16 protein-coding genes are annotated in these 20,905 nt (G+C 44.6%); 15 read left to right on the top strand and 1 reads right to left on the bottom strand.

All coding sequences use genetic code 11. The annotated features are described in order from the left end of the window. Positions 1 to 15 precede the first annotated feature (15 nt). Positions 16 to 1,767, top strand: coding sequence for a type IV secretory system conjugative DNA transfer family protein (locus tag U8T64_RS05105; protein ID WP_322182037.1), 1,752 nt, complete (start codon positions 16 to 18; stop codon positions 1,765 to 1,767). A gap of 10 nt (positions 1,768 to 1,777) precedes the next feature. Continuing rightward, a complete protein-coding gene (locus U8T64_RS05100; protein WP_322181572.1) occupies positions 1,778 to 2,035 on the top strand; it encodes a helix-turn-helix domain-containing protein in 258 nt (85 codons plus the stop codon). A 160-nt stretch (positions 2,036 to 2,195) separates the two neighbouring features. Here the strand turns inward: U8T64_RS05100 and U8T64_RS05095 are convergent, their stop codons facing one another. Beyond that, a complete protein-coding gene (locus tag U8T64_RS05095; protein ID WP_322181570.1) occupies positions 2,196 to 2,504 on the bottom strand; it encodes a helix-turn-helix domain-containing protein in 309 nt (102 codons plus the stop codon). Positions 2,505 to 2,630: 126 nt separating this feature from the next. Between U8T64_RS05095 and U8T64_RS05090 the strand changes: the two genes are divergently transcribed. The 13 genes from U8T64_RS05090 (at position 2,631) to U8T64_RS05030 (ending at position 20,883) form a co-directional block, all read left to right on the top strand. Continuing rightward, on the top strand, positions 2,631 to 3,119 hold the full coding sequence (locus U8T64_RS05090; RefSeq protein WP_322181568.1) for an SLOG family protein: 489 nt from the start codon (positions 2,631 to 2,633) through the stop codon (positions 3,117 to 3,119). Positions 3,120 to 3,132: 13 nt separating this feature from the next. Beyond that, positions 3,133 to 3,453 (top strand): hypothetical protein, encoded by a 321-nt coding sequence (locus U8T64_RS05085; RefSeq protein WP_322181566.1) that lies wholly within the window; start codon positions 3,133 to 3,135, stop codon positions 3,451 to 3,453. A gap of 192 nt (positions 3,454 to 3,645) precedes the next feature. Beyond that, complete coding sequence (locus U8T64_RS05080; protein WP_322181564.1) at positions 3,646 to 3,873, top strand: helix-turn-helix domain-containing protein; 228 nt, start codon at positions 3,646 to 3,648, stop codon at positions 3,871 to 3,873. A gap of 159 nt (positions 3,874 to 4,032) precedes the next feature. Continuing rightward, positions 4,033 to 4,251, top strand: coding sequence for a YdbC family protein (locus U8T64_RS05075; protein WP_322181562.1), 219 nt, complete (start codon positions 4,033 to 4,035; stop codon positions 4,249 to 4,251). A gap of 1 nt (position 4,252) precedes the next feature. Further along, on the top strand, positions 4,253 to 7,777 hold the full coding sequence (locus U8T64_RS05070) for a hypothetical protein (RefSeq protein ID WP_322181560.1): 3,525 nt from the start codon (positions 4,253 to 4,255) through the stop codon (positions 7,775 to 7,777). A gap of 202 nt (positions 7,778 to 7,979) precedes the next feature. After that, on the top strand, positions 7,980 to 10,187 hold the full coding sequence (locus tag U8T64_RS05065; protein ID WP_322181558.1) for a phosphoadenosine phosphosulfate reductase domain-containing protein: 2,208 nt from the start codon (positions 7,980 to 7,982) through the stop codon (positions 10,185 to 10,187). Positions 10,188 to 10,200: 13 nt separating this feature from the next. Next, entirely contained in the window at positions 10,201 to 14,403 is a 4,203-nt protein-coding gene (locus U8T64_RS05060; protein WP_322181556.1) for a hypothetical protein, read from the top strand. A gap of 11 nt (positions 14,404 to 14,414) precedes the next feature. Further along, positions 14,415 to 16,745 (top strand): BREX-4 system phosphatase PglZ, encoded by a 2,331-nt coding sequence (gene pglZ / locus U8T64_RS05055; RefSeq protein ID WP_322181554.1) that lies wholly within the window; start codon positions 14,415 to 14,417, stop codon positions 16,743 to 16,745. A gap of 12 nt (positions 16,746 to 16,757) precedes the next feature. Next, positions 16,758 to 18,209 carry a BREX system Lon protease-like protein BrxL gene (brxL, locus tag U8T64_RS05050; protein ID WP_322181552.1) on the top strand — a complete coding sequence of 484 codons (1,452 nt, stop codon included), beginning with the start codon at positions 16,758 to 16,760 and terminating at the stop codon, positions 18,207 to 18,209. Further along, complete coding sequence (locus tag U8T64_RS05045; protein ID WP_322181550.1) at positions 18,199 to 18,396, top strand: hypothetical protein; 198 nt, start codon at positions 18,199 to 18,201, stop codon at positions 18,394 to 18,396. The genes brxL and U8T64_RS05045 overlap by 11 nt, the downstream gene beginning before the upstream one ends. An 11-nt stretch (positions 18,397 to 18,407) precedes the next feature. Continuing rightward, complete coding sequence (locus U8T64_RS05040) at positions 18,408 to 19,532, top strand: cysteine desulfurase family protein (protein ID WP_322181548.1); 1,125 nt, start codon at positions 18,408 to 18,410, stop codon at positions 19,530 to 19,532. 14 nt (positions 19,533 to 19,546) lie between these two features. Beyond that, on the top strand, positions 19,547 to 20,185 hold the full coding sequence (locus U8T64_RS05035; RefSeq protein WP_322181546.1) for a hypothetical protein: 639 nt from the start codon (positions 19,547 to 19,549) through the stop codon (positions 20,183 to 20,185). A 26-nt stretch (positions 20,186 to 20,211) separates the two neighbouring features. Further along, positions 20,212 to 20,883, top strand: coding sequence for a hypothetical protein (locus U8T64_RS05030; protein ID WP_322181544.1), 672 nt, complete (start codon positions 20,212 to 20,214; stop codon positions 20,881 to 20,883). Positions 20,884 to 20,905: the final 22 nt, after the last annotated feature.

The raw sequence follows: 20,905 nt of genomic DNA, 5'->3' as shown, positions 1-20,905 counted from the left end.
GCGGCAGGCGCCGCCATGTTTATTGTCATCGGCGGACTGTCCCTGCTGTCCCACCACTATACGCTCAACGGAATCAAATCCCGTACCGTGGGCGACGGTCAGCACGGGACGGCACGCTGGGCAACGGACAAAGAAATCAAGGAAACCTTTGCCCATGTGCCCTTTGATGTCAATGGCTGGCGACATGGGCATGGTCGCCCCAAGGAGCAGGGGCTCATCCTCGGCAGCACAGGCGGTAAAAACCATGTCACGGCGCTGGTGGACAGCGACGATATCCACTGCCTGATGATTGGCGCATCCGGCGTTGGAAAGACAGCGTTCTTTTTGTACCCCAATCTGGAGTACGCCTGCGCCAGCGGAATGAGTTTTCTTGCTCTGGACACAAAGGGAGACCTGGCACGGAACTATGGCACGATTGCCAAAAAATACTATGGCTACAATGTGTCGGTGATCGACCTGCGAAATCCCACCCGCTCGGACGGCAATAATCTGCTGACGCTGGTCAACCGCTATATGGATATCGCCAGAGAGGAGCCTGACAATCTCGCAGCCAGAGCTAAGGCGGAAAAGTATGCCAAGATCCTCGCCAAAACCATTGTCAATCCCGAGGGCGATGCCTCCAACTACGGACAAAACGCATTTTTCTATGATGCCGCAGAAGGACTGCTCACCGCCACCATTCTCCTGCTTGCCGAGTTCCTGCCGCCTACGCCGGAGGAGCCTACCGAGTGCCGGCACATCGTGTCAGTGTTCAAGCTGGTGCAGGATCTGCTGGATCCTTCCGGCGTCAAGGGTAAGAGTCGGTTTCAGCTTCTCATGAATAAGCTGCCCTCTGAGCATAAGGCTCGATGGTTCGCCGGCGCTGCTCTTAACTCTGCGGATCAGGCTATGGCGTCGGTCATGTCCACAGTGCTGTCCCGACTCAATGCCTTCCTGGATTCCGAGCTGGAGCAGGTACTGTGCTTTGACAGTGCCATTGATGCCGAAAAGTTTGCCTCGGAGAAGTCTGCCATCTTCCTCATTTTGCCCGAGGAGGATACCACCAAGAACTTCATGGCGGGGCTGATGATCCAGAATCTGTCCCGTGAGCTGTTCTCTGTGGCAGATGAGAACGGCGGCAAGCTCAAGAACCGTGTGGTACTGTTCTGCGACGAGCTGGGCACCATGCCGCCCTTTGAGATCCTGCCCCTGTTCTCCGCTGGTCGATCCCGGCGGCTGACACTGGTGCCAATCATCCAGAGCCTTGCGCAGCTCGAAAAGAACTATGGCAAGGAGGGCTGCGAAATCATTCAGGACAACTGCCAGGATACCATCTTCGGCGGCTTCGCCCCTAACAGCCAGACTGCCGAGGTGCTGTCCAAATCCCTGGGTAGCCGTACAGTGCTGTCCGGCTCGGTGAACCGCGGGAAAAACGACCCCAGCCAATCCTTGCAGATGATGGAGCGCCCCTTGCTTACCCCGGATGAACTCAAATCCATTCCCAAGGGTAGCTTTATCGTCATGAAAACCGGTAGCCATCCCATGCGAACAAGGCTGCGGCTGTTTCTGGACTGGGGGATCACCTTCGAGGAACCGTATGCCGTGCCGGAGCGCGCCCAGCGGAAGGTGGTCTATGCCAGCCGTCAGGCGCTGGAGCGGAGCATCCTGAAGCGGTACGGCAAAGAGGATGATGAGGACAACGCCGGATACGCACCTTCCGCCAAGGGGGGAATGGCGCACACGCCTGCTCCCGACCGCCGCAGAGGTCAGCGGCAGGTGAAGGTATGAGGTGGTGCTTATGAGCTATTTTGGAACCATCTATGCCGACGAGGATCTGCCCCACCGTGCAAGGGCTGTCTATATGTATCTGCGTGACCGGAGCGGCACCGCAGGGAGCTGTTGGCCGGGGATCAACACCATTGCCTCAGACCTGCACCTGTCCCGCAGTACCGTGAAGCGGGCGCTGAACGAACTGACCGCCAAGGGATATCTGCAAAAAGAAAGCCGCTTCCGTCCCAATGGAAGCAGCACATCAAATCTATATACGATTCGGTAACTAAAAAAAGCGCACATCTACGCCAAGGGAGATGTGCGCCTTTTTTGTGGACCGAGGGGAGGTTCATCATGACCCCCCTTGAAGGACTCACTCTATCTGAGATTTAGTACAGAAGAAAAGACATATTACGAAACCAAGATTCCAATGTCAAAAATACATGCTATTTCTTCAATCCTTTTGCCAAGCTGATAAGGCTATCAAGCTGCTCGTTACTGAGCGTCTTGGCAATCTCGAAAAGTTCCTTTGCCTTTGATGGATTGCCAGACTCTTCATCAAAGAAGTCCCTTGGTGTAATGCCAAGGTATTCACAGATATAGAATATTCCAGCAAGCGAAGGCATAGATTTCCCACTCTCGATGTTGTTGATATATCCGGGGTTTTGTCCCATTGAAAGACTCATATCACGAGCGGAAACACCCTTTTCATTACGAAGCCTTGCCAAACGGAGGGAAAAATCCTTTTCGGTCAACCTTGCATCACCACCTTTTGATATATTTTAACCCACAGAATAGACGAAAATGTGGGCGGTGGGGCTGTAATCTTCTTGAAGTAATGGTTAGTAGATGTTATTATGGTTTGGGGTGATGGTTACAAGATGACAGAACAAGAAAAGAGACTACGGCGCTGCTGCTTTACTGGTCATAGACCGCAGAAACTAAATCGGGCAGAAAGCGACATCAAAAGGGATTTAGAGGATGCCATTAAGAGCGCCATATCGAATGGATATAGCACATTTATCACCGGCATGGCATATGGGGTAGACATTTGGGCTGGCGAAATCGTGGTGCGGCTCAGAGAAGCCAACCCAGATCTTCATCTAATTGCTGCGGTTCCGTTTTCAAGCTTTTATGCACGATGGTCTAATGATTGGAAAGAAAGATATGAGGCGCTTCTTGAGAAAGCAGATTTTGTTAAGGTAATCTGCCCTTCATACAATGCAGGAGCATATCAGCGTCGGAACGAATGGATGGTAGACCATTCTGCTCATGTAATAGCTGTGTTCAATGGGGAAAAGAGTGGAACTAAAAACACGATAGACTATGCCAAAAAGCGTGGCGTTGAAATAGAGATTATTATGGGGTAAAGGAAGTACCAATATGTCAGTAATTTATGAGAAGCATTACCCGCATCCAACTTTTGAAGAAGAAATGGAAGAATTGAAAAAGTGTGAAAAAGAATGGAAAAGCTCGCCTGATTATAAGCCTGAGCCGGAGATGACATTTGGTGAGTTCTATAAGAACATGATGGAAAATCGGACTTTAGTTCTTCTCCCAGAAAGAATAAATAAGTCGGAGGAGTTCATAAAACTCGCAATAGAGACATCCGAGATATATGAGCTTGATACTAAGATTTCAAGAAAAGATGATCGCATAGAAGTGGACTACTCTTTCGATTTTCACGGGTATTTTTGGATTTGAAATTACAATATCTCTCGATTATTATACCCATGCTGTATTCGATAAAGGGCGGCTTATGCACCCAAGAGACTTGCGGGAAATGATATAGCCCCCTTTTTCGCCTAATAAGGGCGAAATACTGACCATAAGGTTGTTAGTTCGCCCAAGATATGCTATAATACATTCAAGTTGATAGTTGAAGGGGAGACAACAATGGCTGTTAGCTACAAGAAACTCTGGCATATCCTTTTGGATAGGGACATGAAAAAGAAAGAACTGGCAGAACTTGCAGGACTCAGCCCCTATACAATAAAGAAGATGGGGAGAGATGAGGCAGTATCCACAGAGGTAGTTGGTAAAATTTGTAGAGCGCTAGAGTGCAATTTAGATGACGTCGTTGAATACATCCCCACAGAAGAGAATGTCAAAGCAAACCAGTAAATCGAACTCTCCCCAGCGATTCAGTATATGTAAAACATGGAATTCCGTTCCGAAAATGGCTGTTTCTGTTCAGAAATATTTATCCTTAGAATCATCTGAGGAACATGGCGGGCGTTTCGAGAGTACCTGCCATCAACAGGAATAATGGGAGGCTTCTCTATGGCTGAAATCAAATATGAAATTATGCAATCTATCGCCTGCCTATCTGAGGAGAAGGGTGGTTGGACGAAGGAGCTCAATTTAGTCTCCTGGAATGGGAATGCTCCTAAATATGATATCCGTTCCTGGTCAGCAGATCATTCAAAAATGGGAAAAGGCGTAACCCTAACCGAAGAAGAGTTGGTTCAATTAGCGTCTGTTTTGCAGGAGCTTCTTTGATATGGCCGAAAGTCAAAAATACTGGAATCTACATGAGGCCGTTATTCTCCTGGAAGGGCTCTTGGATGTACAGTTAAACAATTCTCCTCGTACTGAGGTGATTAACCATGTTTCTCATGATCTGAGAACAATGGCGATTAATCAGGGCAACAATATTGATGATGTTTTCCGCAACCGGAGCGGAATTACATTTCAAATGAAAAGCATGGAGTCAGCATATCTGGGATATACCGTGATGAAGCCAGCATCAAAGCTATTTGCTGAGACAGTCGCTCTTTATAGAAATTCCCCAAGCGAGTATGAAAGAATTAGGAAGGAGGCCAGGGCGATGATAGACGGGAATAACGAAAAAAAGTTTATGGACTATCTTGCATCTCAGGTCTCTCCTTCGCAGTTTGTAGAGCTTTCCTCTTATTACCCAGAAATTGAGGCATTTTGTTTGAAACTGAATGTACTGAAAAAGCCGTTGTTTGAGACCACTGAATTTGAAAACATCAAAAGGGTTCAAAAAGCGATTGAGCAAAATAAGATTTTTAGAATTACGCACAAGAAGAATTATATAAAAATCGTCACAGCCTGCCGTTATTACTACATCTATGTGCGAGAAGGTTTGTTTGAAAACGGTGAATCTGCAGATGCTTTTAGCAAATCTGCGCAAAACAACCTGTCAGTTACATCCGGCACCAGTACAGCTAGTGTTGCAGAACAGCCCGATGTAGAAAGCATTGAAACTTCTACCGGCAGCACTTCGCCAGAAACGACTTCAGGGACAAAAAGCCGCACCCTTGAGGATCTGGTACGCGAAGCACTCCGCACAGAGACGGAACGAAACAACTACGGCACCACCGTTTCTTTTCTCCAAGGTCAAATTTCTGGTGGAGATCGTGTGAAAATCAAAGCTATCCTGGACGGTGCTGAGTGGGCAAAATTTCAGTTTGGACGATACTTCTATGTCTCCAATGAAGCTTCTGTTGATGAAGCCGTTGACTGTGCTGCTGTTGCTCCTGATGATTCGAAAATACCTATCGAGAGAACCGACGCCGACAAACGTCTCTTGCAAAAGTATCCAATAGTCTATAAGCGTCTTTTTTCCTCACTTCTTGAGTTGAAAGAAACCAATCCTCAAGGTGTATCAATTTCGGATCTTTACACCCATATTAACCGGATAGGCCGTCCGGCTGTTATTGAAGAAATCTTGGATAATGTTAGTTGGGCAGACACGGACGGAAGAAACTACATTTTCTCCAAGGAAATCGTTGATCACAGCATTGCAATTGATGTTGAGACCGAGACTGGGGGAGATACTGCGGATATGGTTTCGGAACACTCAGAAGAAGAAACTATACAGGTCAACCTCAATGGAGCCAATGATTTAGCTTATACCAAACCATTGAGCTTTACATACTTCGATGAAGAAAAGGTCACTAGCTCCTGGGCAGATCTTTACGTGGCTTTTTTTGCGACTATCCATGAAGACTACCCCCATATTTTCAGCTCCGGTATGTCTTTTTCTAAGAACAAGGGGCGGGTTGATTTGCTAGAAGCAAATGATGCTGATGCAATGATTTCGCCCAAACCCGTACCTGGAACCTCTTATATGCTTGAAACCAATCTAAGTACAAGCGATATCGTTGGCAAAATCAGATTCATTTTGGATTTGTGCAGTGTTGATTTCGATAACCTTGTTATCAAATATAGGAAGAAGGATGTCAATCTTCGCCCGAAGCAATCGGAGCCTATCCAAACACAAGGTTGCCCAGCTGATGCTGTTCCCGCCGGGGCAGTTACCTTCGAGGCATTCTTGGTATATTTACACAAAACCTTACAAATGGCAGAAAGAACAGCATATAACTATGCTACCTCAATTGGCGTCTGTGAAACCATTGCAAAGGAACAGGGATATGCCGACTGGCATCTATATTTGAAAGATGCAAATACGGCTTTAGCCACTATCAGGCAACTCAAAAACGATGCTGTATTTATTGAGAAAAATCGAAGCCGGCACAACCAGCTCAGTGCAGCATTGGCAAAGTTCGTCCAGTTTATTTGTGGCGGCGTTGCTCCCAATGTGACTTATTCCACTTCTCATGAGCCTGCTCCCGTAAAAACCCCTTATCAGAACAAGCCCTACGAAGCTGTGCTAGAGAACAATTTTAAAAAAGGATTCCGTCTGGAGTCTCCCCTAGAAATCCGTAAGTTCAGGAGGTATTATTCAGCTCTTCATAATGAAGAATTGACAGATACGGACGAAACAATCGCCGAGACGATTAAGCGGCTGTGTATCATTTATGACGGGAAAGCATTTTTGCCTACGGTCATGCTCAGCGAAGAATTAAAGGAATCGCTTCTGCGCTATATTGATGAAAGCTTTGCAAATGGCAAAACAGCAATTTATTATCAGGCTATTTACACTGAGTTTGCGGAGGAGTTTCTGGATTATCACATCTACGATGCTGAAATGCTAAAGGCCTACCTGGCACATGTTGCAGACGGTCGCTTCTACATCAACAGAAGCAATATTTCAAAACAGGTGAATGTTACGCTGGATCCATTGTCAGAAATACGATCCTGTCTGCAAGGATATGGTCGCCCTGTGGAATATGAAGAACTTTTTGCTGCGTTACCGCATTTACCGCAGGACAAGGTTAAGTTCATTCTTGCCAGCAATGGAGAGTTCGTGAATAACGGTCACGGCGCATACTTCCATGAAAGTGCCATCGCCCTTTCGGAGGAAGAATTGGACAATATTGCTGATATCATTGCCTATACAATCGAGGAAAAGGAATTCATGGGCGGCAATGAGCTTTATGATGCAATCAAATCCAAGTATCCCTACATTATAGAGAGTTATCAGGCATACTCGGTGTATGGTTTTAGAGATGCTCTAAAGTATAAACTGGGAGAACGATTCTCATTTAAAGGAAATATTATCAGCCGAGCTGGGCAGGAACTATCTATGTCAGATGTGTTTGCAAATTACGCAAAACATCATGATAGTTTTACTTTGACAGAGCTCCAAGCAATGGCAGCCGAGTTGGCAACGGTAATCTATTTTGACTCCGTGTACGAAAACTGCCTTCGGATTAGTCGAGAACAGTTTGTTTCCAAGAGCCATGCGCAATTTCCCATCGCTGATACAGACGCAGCCATTGACCTGTTATGCACCGAAGACTATGTTTCAATCCAGGACGTCACAAACTTTGGGGCATTCCCCTATGCCGGGTTCCCATGGAATAGCTATCTGCTTGAGCATTATGTGGCTGAATACAGCCAGAAGTATATGCTTTTGCACAGCAACTACAACGGCACAGAATGTGCAGGTGCCATTGTAAAACGAAGTGCCGGAATTCAAACCTTTGAAGAATTAATAGTTGATCTTCTGGCGAACAATGATGTTGAGTTGAAGAAGGCGCCTGTCCTTCAGTTCCTCAGTGATCATGGGTATCTTGCCAGGCGCAGATACGGTAACATTGAGGCACTCATCATCAAAGCAAACGCACAAAGAAACAGGAAGGAGCCAGATTGATATGTACTCATATAGCTGGGATACCGAGACCGGCGGACTATTGTTGAACAGTTCCCCCTTGTCATTCAGTAAAGAGCCCCGACCGGTATACTACAAAGAATTAGACATATTGGGGTTTGATAAGTATTGGAACTACGCTAAGAATGATACATACCCTTATATGTGGGCAGAGGCTAATAATTATTTCTATAGAGGTCGGCTTGTGGCAAAGACAAAGGGCGGCAGTATTTGTACTGCACCGGAGATTGTTATTGTCGATGAACCGGAATTGAATGGAATGCCTCTACGCTTTGTTGATATCCCTGCTATGGTTACAAAGAATCATGATCTTTTGGAAAAACTTGCAGCAGAAACGATCAAGAAGATTTACAACACCTATATTGAGTATGTGGGGAAGGTTGATGTCTTCTATGTCGCATTTAGCGGTGGCAAAGATAGTGTTGTTGCACTTGATTTAGTACAAAAAGCATTACCTCATAATAAATTCAAAGTTCTATTTGGGGATACCGGTATGGAATTTCCAGATACCTATGAAGTTGTAAAGGCTATTGCGCAGCAATGTGAAGAGAGAGATATTGAATTTCTCCGTGCGAAATCGGAGCTAACGCCTTCTGATTCGTGGGAATTGTTTGGCCCGCCCGCTGTAACAAATCGCTGGTGTTGTAGTGTACATAAAACAAGCCCTCAGGTGGTTCTTCTCCGAGAATACCTTGGGAATCGTAATTTTAGGGGCATGGCGTTTACAGGTATTCGCGGTGATGAAAGTGCATCAAGAAGTGAGTATGAGGATGTAAGTCTTGGGAAAAAGGTTAGAGGTCAATACAGTTGCCATCCAATCCTTGAATGGAACTCTGCCGAGCTATTTTCTTACATTTATGAGCAAGATCTTTTGATCAATGACACATACAAAAAGGGGAATACTCGTGCAGGCTGTTTGGTATGCCCGATGTCAGCCGGAAAGCATGAATATATGAAACGCCAGTGCTATCCAACTCAAACAGACATTTTTATCAACAGGATAAAGGAGACCAGCGGAAAAACCGATTATTCCGATGCTGAACTGACAAAATTTATAGATGATGGCGGTTGGCGAACTCGAAAAAGTGGACGAGAACTAAATTTTGGCCTGGATCAACACATAATTGATAATGACAAAAAAACAATAACAGTTTTTGTTGATAATCCCACTTGGACTGAATGGGCAAAGACAATCGGCAATGTCATAATGATTGATGATGAAAACTTCACCATTGATTTCTCTGGGAAGATCTATCAAGTGAATCGAATTGCCACCGGTGATAACGCATACTTATTTTCTTTTCCAAATTGTCACAAGGAAAAGATAGATATAAAGTTTTTTTCTCTGTTTAGGAATGTGATTGTAAAAAGCATTTATTGCGTGCAGTGCGGAGTATGTGAAGCGAATTGCTCGGTCGGATGCATTGATATGAGTGACGGAATAAAGATATCAGACAAGTGCTGCCATTGCCATCAGTGCCACGATATCTATGAAGCATGTCTGAGATATAACTCAATTCGAAATACACCAGGAGGTGACCGAAAAGTGAAAGGAATAGATAGGTATTTCAGCTTTGGAGTCAGAGATAATTGGATGAGCCTCTATTTTAGAGATCGAGGTAATTCCGAATTCTGGGAAACCGATGGACATGGTGAGGTCCCCAACAAGAAAAAGGATGCATTTTTAAACTTCCTGAAGGATGCGGGCATGGTTAGTTATGATAAGACAATAGCAGGAAGTAAATATGACAAAAATATACCTACAGCGTTTGCGACTACTCTTTTCGATCTGGGGTGCGATTCTATTTCCGCATGGGCGCTGATGCTTTGTAATTTGGTCTACACGCCAGAATTTAACTGGTTTATCAAAAACATCACCAAATATGAAGTTCTGTCGACCGATGCATTCAAAATGCTTCTGGAAGAAGTAATGGAGAATGATACAAAGGGACTAGGAAAAAGAAATGTAGTAGATGCCTTTAAGAATATTCTTATTAAAACGCCGTTGGGCGATCCTATTGGTCTTGGCATAACTGACTATAGCGAAAAGGTTAGTGCTTCCGGGACGGAAACTATAACACTGAATTCATTTTATCGCAGCGAATGGAAAAACCCCGATCCACTTGTAATCCTATATTCTCTGTTCAAGTTCGCCGAAGCCTGTGGAGATTACCATCAGTTCACCCTGTCCAGACTTCTCAACCACGACATTGATAGCGATGGCATCAGTCCGACTGAGATTTTCGGGCTGGATCGAGACCAGATGGAAAAGCTCCTGAATGGTCTGTCCATAAATTACCCTGACTTCATCAACGCCAGCTTTACCTTGGATCTGGACAACATTACACTGAATAGTGAAAAGACATCACAAGATGTTCTGAAGCTGTTCTAAGGAGGATTCAACCATGCCGATGTTAGAGAAGTATCGCCATTATTTCGATATTGATCCGGATTATTTTCCTGCGGTCAATGAAGCCGTTATTACAAATAACCCCGAAATGTGGAAGAAGTTCTTCCCCCATGAGACCTTCTTAAAACTCATCAAAAATACTGTCGATGTTCTGGAACGCAAGCAAAAGCTGTGCCTCTGGGTGGAAGGTGCCTATGGTACTGGAAAGTCCCACGCTGTTCTGACATTGAAGAAGTTATTGGATGCAGATGCTAACGATACCCGAGAATATTTCAACAAGTATAACTTAGACAACGATCTGTTTAACCGCTTTCAAGCGGTCAAGACAAGTGGTCGTGTTCTCACCGTCCATCGCTATGGGTCTGCTACGATTCGTGGCGATCATAACCTAGTTTTTGCAGTACAGGAGAGCATTGAAAAAGCACTAGAAGATGCTGGTATCGAAAAAAAAGGCGGCAACGCTCTACGGGATGCGACTGTCACATGGCTTTCCGATGCAGATAACAAGCGTTATTTCAATGGACTGATTACTGGCACTTATTCCGACCTTTTTGGTGGCGATAATATTGATTCTGTTTTGGAGAAGCTGAACAGCTTCTCTGGTGATGCCCTGGCTAAGGTTATGGATAATATTTTCAAGGTTGCAGATGAGCGTCAAATCAAGGCTTTATCGCTTAGTGTTTCCGGGCTTTGTAAATGGATCAGAGAAGTAATTAAAGCCAACGGACTTAAGGCCATTGTATTTATTTGGGATGAATTCACTGAATACTTCTATAACAACGCACGAAATTTGACAGGGTTCCAAGAACTCTGTGAAATCAGCGAAACCGACCCGTTCTACTTCATCCTGGTTACCCATGTTACCCAGGGCTTGTTCCATGAGCGTGATCAGGACTTTATTAAGCTGAATGGACGGTTTGTCAGTCCTCATAGTTTGATTAGCCTGCCCGAAAACATTGCTTTCCAGCTGATGGGTGCAGCAATGGAAAAGAATACCGATCCTACAGTCGTTGAGGATTGGAATCTCGCCATTGACGATTTAGAGGATAGAACAAAGGAATCCAGAAAACTGGTAAAAACTGTTGCTAAGATTTCTGATGAGGAAATGAAGGGCATCCTGCCCATACATCCTTATGCGGCGCTTCTTCTGAAGCACATTTCCTCGGCATTTGATTCTAACCAACGCAGTATGTTTGATTTTATCAAAAATGACCGTGGTGACGAAATTAAGGGTTTTCAGTGGTTCATCGACAATTACGGTCCCGAAGATGATAACCCGCTCCTCACTGTGGATATGCTATGGGAATTCTTCTATGATAAGGGAAAGGAATATCTTTCTCATGATATCCGCTCGATTTTGGACTATTACAACCGCGCAGGGAATCAGCGGCTGGACTCCGACCAAAAGCGTGTTCTGAAAACAGTCCTACTGCTTCAGGCAATTTCTCAGTATGCCGGTGACTCTGTTGAATTGTTTATTCCCAATGAAAAGAACATAAACAATGCCTTTGAAGGTACGGACATGGATGGATCTGCTGCGCGTTGCGCGGATCAACTTGTCCGTGACAAGGTGTTGTTCTCAAAATCTCTTGGCGGAGGCAAGTTCCAGTATGCTGCTTATAACAATGAAGGTGAAATTGATGTAAAGCCTTTTGAGGATCAGATTGATAAGAAGAGTACCTCTGCGTTTATTACAGAAGAGCTTGCAGATCGTACTCGGATTATTGACGCAATCATGCTAAGCGGTGCTTTGAAACTCCGCTATGAGTTGCGTTATGTCTCTGCCTCAGATTTTGATTCCACGATTAAGCAGTTACGCAATACCGAAGAAAAATATGAAAATAAGATTGTTGCTGTGGTCTGCTTCGCAAAAGATGATGCCGAGAGTGTTGTCATTGGGAAGAAAATTCGTGATGCTTTGGCTTCTGGCGTATACAATATGATATTTATTGATGCTACCGGGACGCCTTTTGGTGCTGATGGCTATAGCACTTATCGCCATGATATGGCACTCTCCATGTCCCAGCAAGGAAAAGACGGCGGCCTGGCTACGCAATACGCTAACAACGCCAAGGACTCACTCAAAAAATGGAAAACTCGAATTGCTGCAGGTGAGTTTATTGTTCACACATCGGAAAAGCCTGATGGTGAACGCGCAACAACAATTGATGCACTGTATAGCCTTCTTGCCGAAGTAAATAAAAAGAAATTCCCTGAGTGTCTGGAGGCAGCCTATACAGTCATTGCCAATATGTTTACACCCAGTAGCATGAAGCAGGGTGTTGAATGTGGATGCAACCAGAAAACTGCCGGTACATTCTTATCGGGAAGCCCTGTTACAAAGCTGGAAACTGCACTCGACGGGGCATGGAAAGTCGATGAATATTGGAAAGCAAAACCTCATCTTTTGATTTCCAAAATTAAAGTCTATGTGGACGGCATTATTTCTGATGGGTTCGAAAATAGTGGTCGTGTAACCATTAAGCGAATTTATGATGCACTAAAGGTGCCTCCTTATGGATTTATGCCCTGCAACCTGTCTGCATTTATTATGGGTTTTGTTCTTAAGGAGTATGCGAGTGGCGCCTATAGCTGGAGCGATGGTCTCACCAACGATATCCTGGATGTCAACAAACTCAAAGAGATGATTGACGAAGTTATTCGTCTTGAAATCACGCCCAATCCCCGCTATAAGGATAAGTATATCGTTGCAATGACCGATGAAGAAAAAGCATTCAACGAAATTACCTCGGCGGCATTTGGTATTCCCATTAACATGTGCACCTCTGTCCCCAATACCAGGGAGCGCATCCGAAATAAAATGAAAGAATACTCTTTCCCCATTTGGACACTGAAGTCAATCTTGGAAAAGGAGCAGCTTAAGACAGATACTGCGGTTCTGGCAACTATTATCGATTCTTACTGTGGAATTGCAAACAGCAATAACATGGGGGCTTCTAAATCTGACAGTGACATCGCAATGGCAATTGGTAAGTTGGCCATTGAGAATTCTGGTGCTGCAGAAGATTTGAAGAGCCTGTTGAGCAAAGAAAAATGTACCCAGGGTATGGCTGCCTATCTCACGGATTTTGAAGGGGGTAAGCTTATTGCTTTGGCAGATCTGATCGGTGACGGTGGCCAATATATCAATGCACTCCGCAATAAATTTGATGCAGATGCAGCAAATTGGGTATGGAACCTTGAAACCGCACAACAGAAGATCCGAGAAGTTATTTTGGAGTACAGCATTATTGTTGAAAGCAACAAGGTGATATCCAAGAGTGTTTCTTTTGATGCAACGATCCGCGAGTGGTGTGACAAATGTGGATACATCAAGATTTCCTATGCCGCCGCAAAGAACTATCTCGATGAACTTGGCGCTTTTTTAGGAATGCTCTACAATCTCAAAAAGGCCGGAACATTGCTTGACTCTCAGAAAAAAGAGTTCCTCAATTTGCTAATTTCTAACTCCGATAATTTCCGCAGTTTCTATAACAACCAGGTCGATCTATTTAAGCGCATTTGCGGATACTATCTGGACGGTCTTTCTGATGAGGAAATCAAAGAAGTGTTTACCACCATTCCGGCAGGGTCCTTTACTTATGAAAAATCCGACTATCTCAGCACGGTAGAAGCAAAGGTTACAGCTTATAAGGAGGGTCTCAAGAGCGCCAAACTGAAAAAAATGTGGCGCGACAAGACCGGTACAGACACCCCGCGGGCATGGTCAAAGAAGAATAAAATGCCGATTTTGTGCCTTGTGCCCGATTCGGAAGTTGCAAAGGCAAGAGCCGCTTTCGGAGCAGTAAATAGAGCAAAGTCAGATGAAGCAACAATCGATAAGGCTTCGGAGTATTTCGCAACCGCAAAGTTCTTTGATTTGCTTGCCGACGACACAGCCTTGGACAAGGCCTTTAGAGATGGAATCGTGAAGTCTTATGCTGTTATGCTTACAGACATTCAAGAAGTAAAGGACTACTTAGATTCTCACATTACTGCGGAACCTTTTGATTGGTTCGGCCTGCCTGAAATAGACAAGAAGCTTCGGCAAATGGCAGAAGCAAAATACAATCAAGGTGGTTGTGCCCGTGCTCTGGCAAAAATTGATGAAATGGATGTTTCTGATGTGAAAAAATATCTGAAAGATCTGATTAAAGATAACATGATTGTTGGCATGGAGATCATTAAAGGAAACTAAGGAGGTTCCATATGACTACCGATGCAGTCTTCCAAAAAATAGACAGGTATCTGAAAAAAGAGAATATTGGGCCCCTAGTTGTAGATGTGCAGAACAAGAAGGATTTGGATTCACTGGTGACATACTATGATTTGCCGCAAAACTCCATCATCTATGTCTCTGACCCCAATTTCTGCAAGCCTGATGAGTTTCCGACCAGTGCCTCCCTTCTGAATGCGCTATCCAAGGAAAAAAAGAACTTCTTTGTCTGTGAGATTGCATCGTTTTACCGACTCAAGGGCGAAAACGCACTAATTCAGGTGCTTATGGAATTGCTCTCCTTGAATATCGCCGGCCACGCTATTATTGTTACATACCAGTGCGGGGACATTCTAAAGCAGATAATCAAAAACGACAAGCGACTCGAGGGTCGAGTTTGCATCGTTGAAGGCGAAAAAACAGCGCTTCCTCAACTTATATTCACTGTAAAGGGTGTCAATTTGGGGACGCATAATTCTGTTATCCAAGGTGTTCACAGAATAGCTGCCGCTGTCGAATCGGGACTTTCTGATGTCATTTATGTAGAAACCGAAAAGACGAAGACAGCCTATCCTTACTCTTTATATGTTATCAACGAAATGAAGCGGCCCTATGAAGTGTTGTGTAGCAAGGACAGCTCTACTTCCCTACTCCCAGAGGCCTTGGGAACCGATGATGATTGGCAGTATGTTCTGTCCGAGTTCCAAGCGCATCCATCTTGGGAGCAACTAGTGTCTGCAAGAATCGGCAATGTTCATAGCCTTGACCTTGCCATTTCCAATTACCAGCACAACTGCGGTGACAAGAAATGGCTATGGCTTTACCTCATCGGTGTAAAACTTTTTGGTGCAGGTACCGATTGGTGCTTAAACACAGCTGCTTTGAACGCCTTCTCTCCCAAAGAGTTTCTGCGCAATCTATACCGTTGTATTTTGGAAATAGATGTTCAGGACCCAGAGTTTGCTAACATCTATGAGCGACGCAAAACGCTGCTGAATGCGGTTGGCAACCCAGTTGATGAAGTAGCTGACTTCTGCAAAATTGTTCTCAGCAAAGAAAAGGATGCCTTGTATTATCTCACGAATAATACCATCCAAGAAAAAGAACTTGTGATTAAACTCCTAGATAGGTATGGTCTCGATTTTGATAAGGAAACCTTGTTGTCCGTCTTAGAACGAGTCTACCCGGATTTGTATGCTTACTTATTGCCCTACCGTTTCAAAAACGCATTGCTTGACAGCTATTTTCAGGACTACAAATACCAAAAGGTAATCAACAAAATCCTGCCTGAATTTATGGAGGTTGTTGCACAGCAAGCAATTGACCGGGACTATAATGCTATCCTACAGCCTCGAAGTTCTGTTATTGAAGGCATTGACTGCACCCAAGCACAGACCTACTTTACGGATGCTATGGGCGTAGAATATCTTGGGTTCATTATGTCCAGATGCAGGGAACTGCAACTTATGGCAAAGGTTACCGTGTGCCGCAGCGAGCTTCCCTCAATCACCAGCAAAAACAAGGAGTTCTGGGATGTACTTAATTCCGACCAGCGTCCTATCATCACTTTTGATAAAATTGATAAGATTAAGCATCATGGCGAAGAAGGCTATGACTACAGTAGAGCTGATCGAAAACTCCCCTTCCATTTGATTCGCGAGTTAGAGTTGATTGACGAGTTGATAGAAAAAATTAAGGTGAACCTTGCGAGTGGAAGTTATGATAAGGCTATTCTGATTTCAGATCACGGGGCAAGCCGACTGGCTGTTATTCACGAAACTGAAAATCTCATAGAAATGGCCTCCCAGGGTCAGCATTCTGGAAGGTGTTGTCCCAAAAGCGATACCGACATCAAGCCGGACAACGCAACAGATGCGGGCGATTTCTGGGCACTTGCCAATTATGATCGTTTTAAGGGAAGCAGAAAAGCTAATGTGGAGGTTCACGGCGGTGCAGCTCTAGAAGAAGTAGTAGTCCCTATCATTGAGATCTCCTACTTGCGTTCTGCTGTTGAAGTTAAACTCATGCCAGTCGATGCACCTTCAACATTTTCAGGTGTGCCGGAAATCTTGGTTAGCTTCCGCAAAATGGCAGCAATTAAGCTTTTTGCAACACAGAAGCTGGTAGATGTTAGTATTGAAATTGATGGCCAGTTCTATGACGCAAAAGCTATTGATGACAACTTCTATATTGTTGATGCCATGCCTGAAATCCGTCGCGCCAAATTATATACGGTAAATGTGTATGCATGCGGCAATCGAGTCGCTTCCGATCTTCCGCTGCGTGTGAAAAAGGAAAGCGGAAGCGAAAAAAGTATCCTTTAAGGAGGGATCCACGTGATAGAGAAACTGAGAGATTGTTTCGATGAAATGGTCGTTTATAAGGATTTACGAAAGAGTAACTTTTTCGCGGCTCTTGGTCTCCCTTCCTTTTTGCGAGATTGGCTTTTGAAAAAATTTGCGGATGAAGACGGTAATCTTGACATTGATGAGCTTACCGATTTTATTCACACCTATCTTCCAAATAAAGAAGAATGGGTTAAGATTAAAGATCGAATCATCAACGATAACGAGCGTGTCCAGATCCTCACCAAAATTTCTGTAGATATAAGCATTAAAACGGGTGAGATTTCTTTTTCCTTGCCGGATTTCGGGTTAACGAATAAAGAAACCATGATTGATAACTCTACATGGGAGCAATATCGCGGAGAATTGGTCAGTGGTCAGGAGGTGTGGGGTGTTGTAGAGCTCGGCTATCGCCCTCCCGATGAGTCAGCAAAGCCCAAAATTCCTGGCAAAATAAGACTGACTGGCTTTACCAACTTTTGCCCTTATACCATTGATTTGGATTATTATAAGGATGTTCGCAGTGAATTTACTACAGCCGAGTGGATTGACGTCTTGCTCGGAGCAATCGACTATAATGCTGATGGCTATGAAAATGAGGAGCAGAAACTTGCTATGCTAACACGCATCCTGCCTTTTGTTGAAAAGCGTCTAAATCTAATTGAGTTAGCGCCTAAAGGGACAGGAAAGTCGTATGTGTTTGGCCATGTAAGCAAATATGGTTTACTAACCGACGGCGGCAAGGTTACACGCGCAAAAATGTTCTATGATACGGCGCGAAAAACGCCAGGATTCATCACAGGCAATGACTTTGTAGCTATTGACGAAGTTAAACTCGTTCAATTTGGCGATGTAAACGAAATGCGATCCATCATGCAGGGTTATATGGAATATGGGCAGTTTAATATCGGAGGATATGAAGGAAAGTCCGATGCCGGTGTCATCTTCCTGGGCAATATTGCCCAGGATAATATGGATGAGTATCAGAATATGTTTTCAGAGCTACCCCCCCTATTCCAAGAAAGCGCATTGGTCGACCGAATTCACGGATTTATTAAGGGCTGGGATATCCCGAGAATGAATGATGACCTCAAAATTTCAGGCTGGGCACTTAATTCGGAATACTTCTGTACAATTCTGCATGAGCTTCGAAATGATGTCAGCTATAGAGCCATTGTTGATCAAATCGTCGACGTTCCCGATAAAGCAGATACCCGTGATACAGAAGCGGTGAAAAGAATTGCTACCGCATACCTGAAGTTACTGTTTCCCAATGTTAGAACTGTACAAGATATTAATCCAAAACGGTTCCAGCAATACTGCCTGCGGCCTGCTGTTCGTATGCGCAAGATTATTAAGCGGCAGCTTGGCATTTTGGACAAAGAGTTTAAGGGGAAGGATGTGCCGACATTCTCACTGAAGGAGATCCCAAATGAGAATTGATTGTATTATCTGTGGCAAGAAAAACCTCGATAAGGATACTGTGGGAATTAACAAAAAAATGCTTGGTGAGGGCATTGACAATTTCTACTGCATGGATTGTTTGGCAGATTACTTGGGTTGTACAGTCCAAGAACTCTTGGACAAAATTGAAGAGTTCAAGGAAGAAGGCTGTAAGTTGTTTATGTGAGGTGAGGAAATGTGAAGCAGTTTATTTACGCCGATAATGCGGCAACAACACAATTGGATGGCGATGCGTTTGAGGCAATGAAGCCATATCTGTTAAGTGAATATGGTAATGCTTCACAGCCCTACTCCTTTTCGCGGGCTGCTAAAATAGCGTTAAGGGAAAGCCGGGAAATTGTCGCACAATGCATTGGTGCAGCTCCAGAAGAGATTTATTTTACATCCGGTGGCACCGAAAGTGATAACTGGGCAATTAAGGGTAGCGCATTCTCAGATGCAAATAAGCGAGCAACTTTGACATCTATGATTGAGCATCATGCGATTCTGAGGGCATGCGAGTCCATTGAGCGGTTAGGTTATCCTGTGGCATATTTGCCAGTAGATGTGAATGGAATAGTTCAGCCTGAATTATTGTCAGAGTGGATTACTGAAAAGACAAGACTGGTTTCTATCATGTTTGCCAACAACGAGATTGGTTCAATTCAGGATATAGCGGCACTATCTGAGATAGCTCATTCCCATAAAGCTCTTTTCCACACTGACGCCGTGCAAGCAGTTGGTCATCTGGATATAGACGTGAATGTGCTTGGCGTTGATATGCTGTCGGCTTCTGCACACAAGTTTAATGGACCCAAGGGTATTGGCTTCCTATATATTCGCAAAGGGACTCCTATGACACCTTATGCCAGTGGAGGCTCCCAAGAATTTGGCATGAGAGCCGGAACAGAGAACATTGCATCAATTGTTGGAATGACCGTAGCTCTGAAAAAAAGTTGCGAATTTCTTCATGCTACAAAAGACCACCTTCTCTCTCTTGAACAACAACTGATTGCTGCCCTGGATGCTGGTGGTGTGGAATTCTGCCGAAACGGAAGTCGAATCCACATTCCTGGCAATATCAGCTTATCGTTTCCAGGGCAAGACGGTGAAGCTCTTTTGCATCGTTTAGATTTGATGGGAATATGCGTTTCCACAGGGTCAGCGTGCGATAGCACAAGAACTCAGATTTCTCATGTTTTACAGGCGATAGGCCTCGAGGAGAGTTTTGCCAAAGGCACGATCAGGATATCCTTAGGGAAAAATAACACCGCCAATGATGTTGGCTCCATTGCAGGTGCATTAATCAAAATCCTAAAGTAAGGGAGGAATATGGCATGGCCAAGAGACGCAAATCATCCAAATGCCCTGAACCAATTAATACGCTCTTGGACATTGCTGGCGCTGCCACCCTAGGGCTTTATGTGAAACATAAAGTAAAAAAAGATTTTGAAAACGGCTGTGGTGAGGAATCGTCAAAGGCGGCCGCCATGGTTTCCGGCATGGGTTCAATGCGCAGAGGAAGCCAAGGAACAATAAACCTTGGCGGACTAATCGGATTAAATAGCGCACTCAAAGATCTTAAGCGGCAACAGATGCCCTCATATATCTATGATGATCGGCCCTATATTAGCCCTATTGAACCGCCATCTCCAGCAATCAAAAAACCGGTCAAGACGGGGCTTTGGCGGGAACACTGCGAAGATGGTTCAAAGTATGGTCTCTATCCAGAAGATTTCGCTACTGCAGACGATTATGAAGATGCACTTAAGCAAGCCAAAGAATCTGAGACTTCACATCCTCTTGCGGCTGAACCGATGCCTTCAAAAGCAAGTTACCATTCACAGTGCGGAATCAAGTATCGGTGGCGCAACCATTGTGAGGATGGATCTGCTTATGGAATCTATCCAGAAGACTATGAAACCGCAGATGATTATCAGGATGCCTTAGATGCAAAAAAGCGTGAGCTCAGGTGATAGAGTAGATTGCAAGGAATGATGCCATGCAGTGGGGGGAGAATAATTTGACATGGGATGATTACTACGAGCGTTTCTATGACTTGTCGCTAAGTACGCAAAAGAGTTATTCTTATAAGCTCACCAACTATGGGGACGCCGAAGAAGTGTTTGAGGTGCTCTCGGAATTTGCATTTTATGATAAATATTTCGCCACCCGTTTTGCTTCTAGATCGGTGGATGGGGGAGTCCATTTCTCTCCCGACCATGTGCTGGAAATGACATTGCTTATTGACAAGCCTGTTCTAAGCCAAATGGCAGAAACCGCTGAACCTGCTTTTGATAGAGAGCAATTAGAAGAGATTTATATGCTGATTGATGATGCCTCTTTTACACGCATCTCCAAGAAGCAGAATATAGACATTTTTGCCGATGAGGAGCAGGATGAGAAATATTCTGATTCAGAGCTGGAGGATGGCGGAGACTTTGTTGCACCATCTCAAAAAAAGCCCGGTTTCTTCGGAACATTATTCGCTTTTGCCGCCGGCATCAGCTTGGCGGGAGGCTCGAAAGGAAAACACCACAACGGACGATGCACTGGAGACTGCGCAAACTGCCCGCCGCACTATGGCTACCGCTATGGCCGCTGGTACTATGGTCACGACCACCAATATGGATGTGAGTTTGGAGGCAATAGAGGCAGCGGCCAAACCGACTAAATAAAGTCACAGGCGTTTAGTA

The organism is Neglectibacter caecimuris, from assembly GCF_034335015.1.
GTDB lineage: Bacteria > Bacillota > Clostridia > Oscillospirales > Acutalibacteraceae > Acutalibacter > Acutalibacter caecimuris_A.
This window is presented reverse-complemented; position numbering and strand designations above follow the sequence as displayed.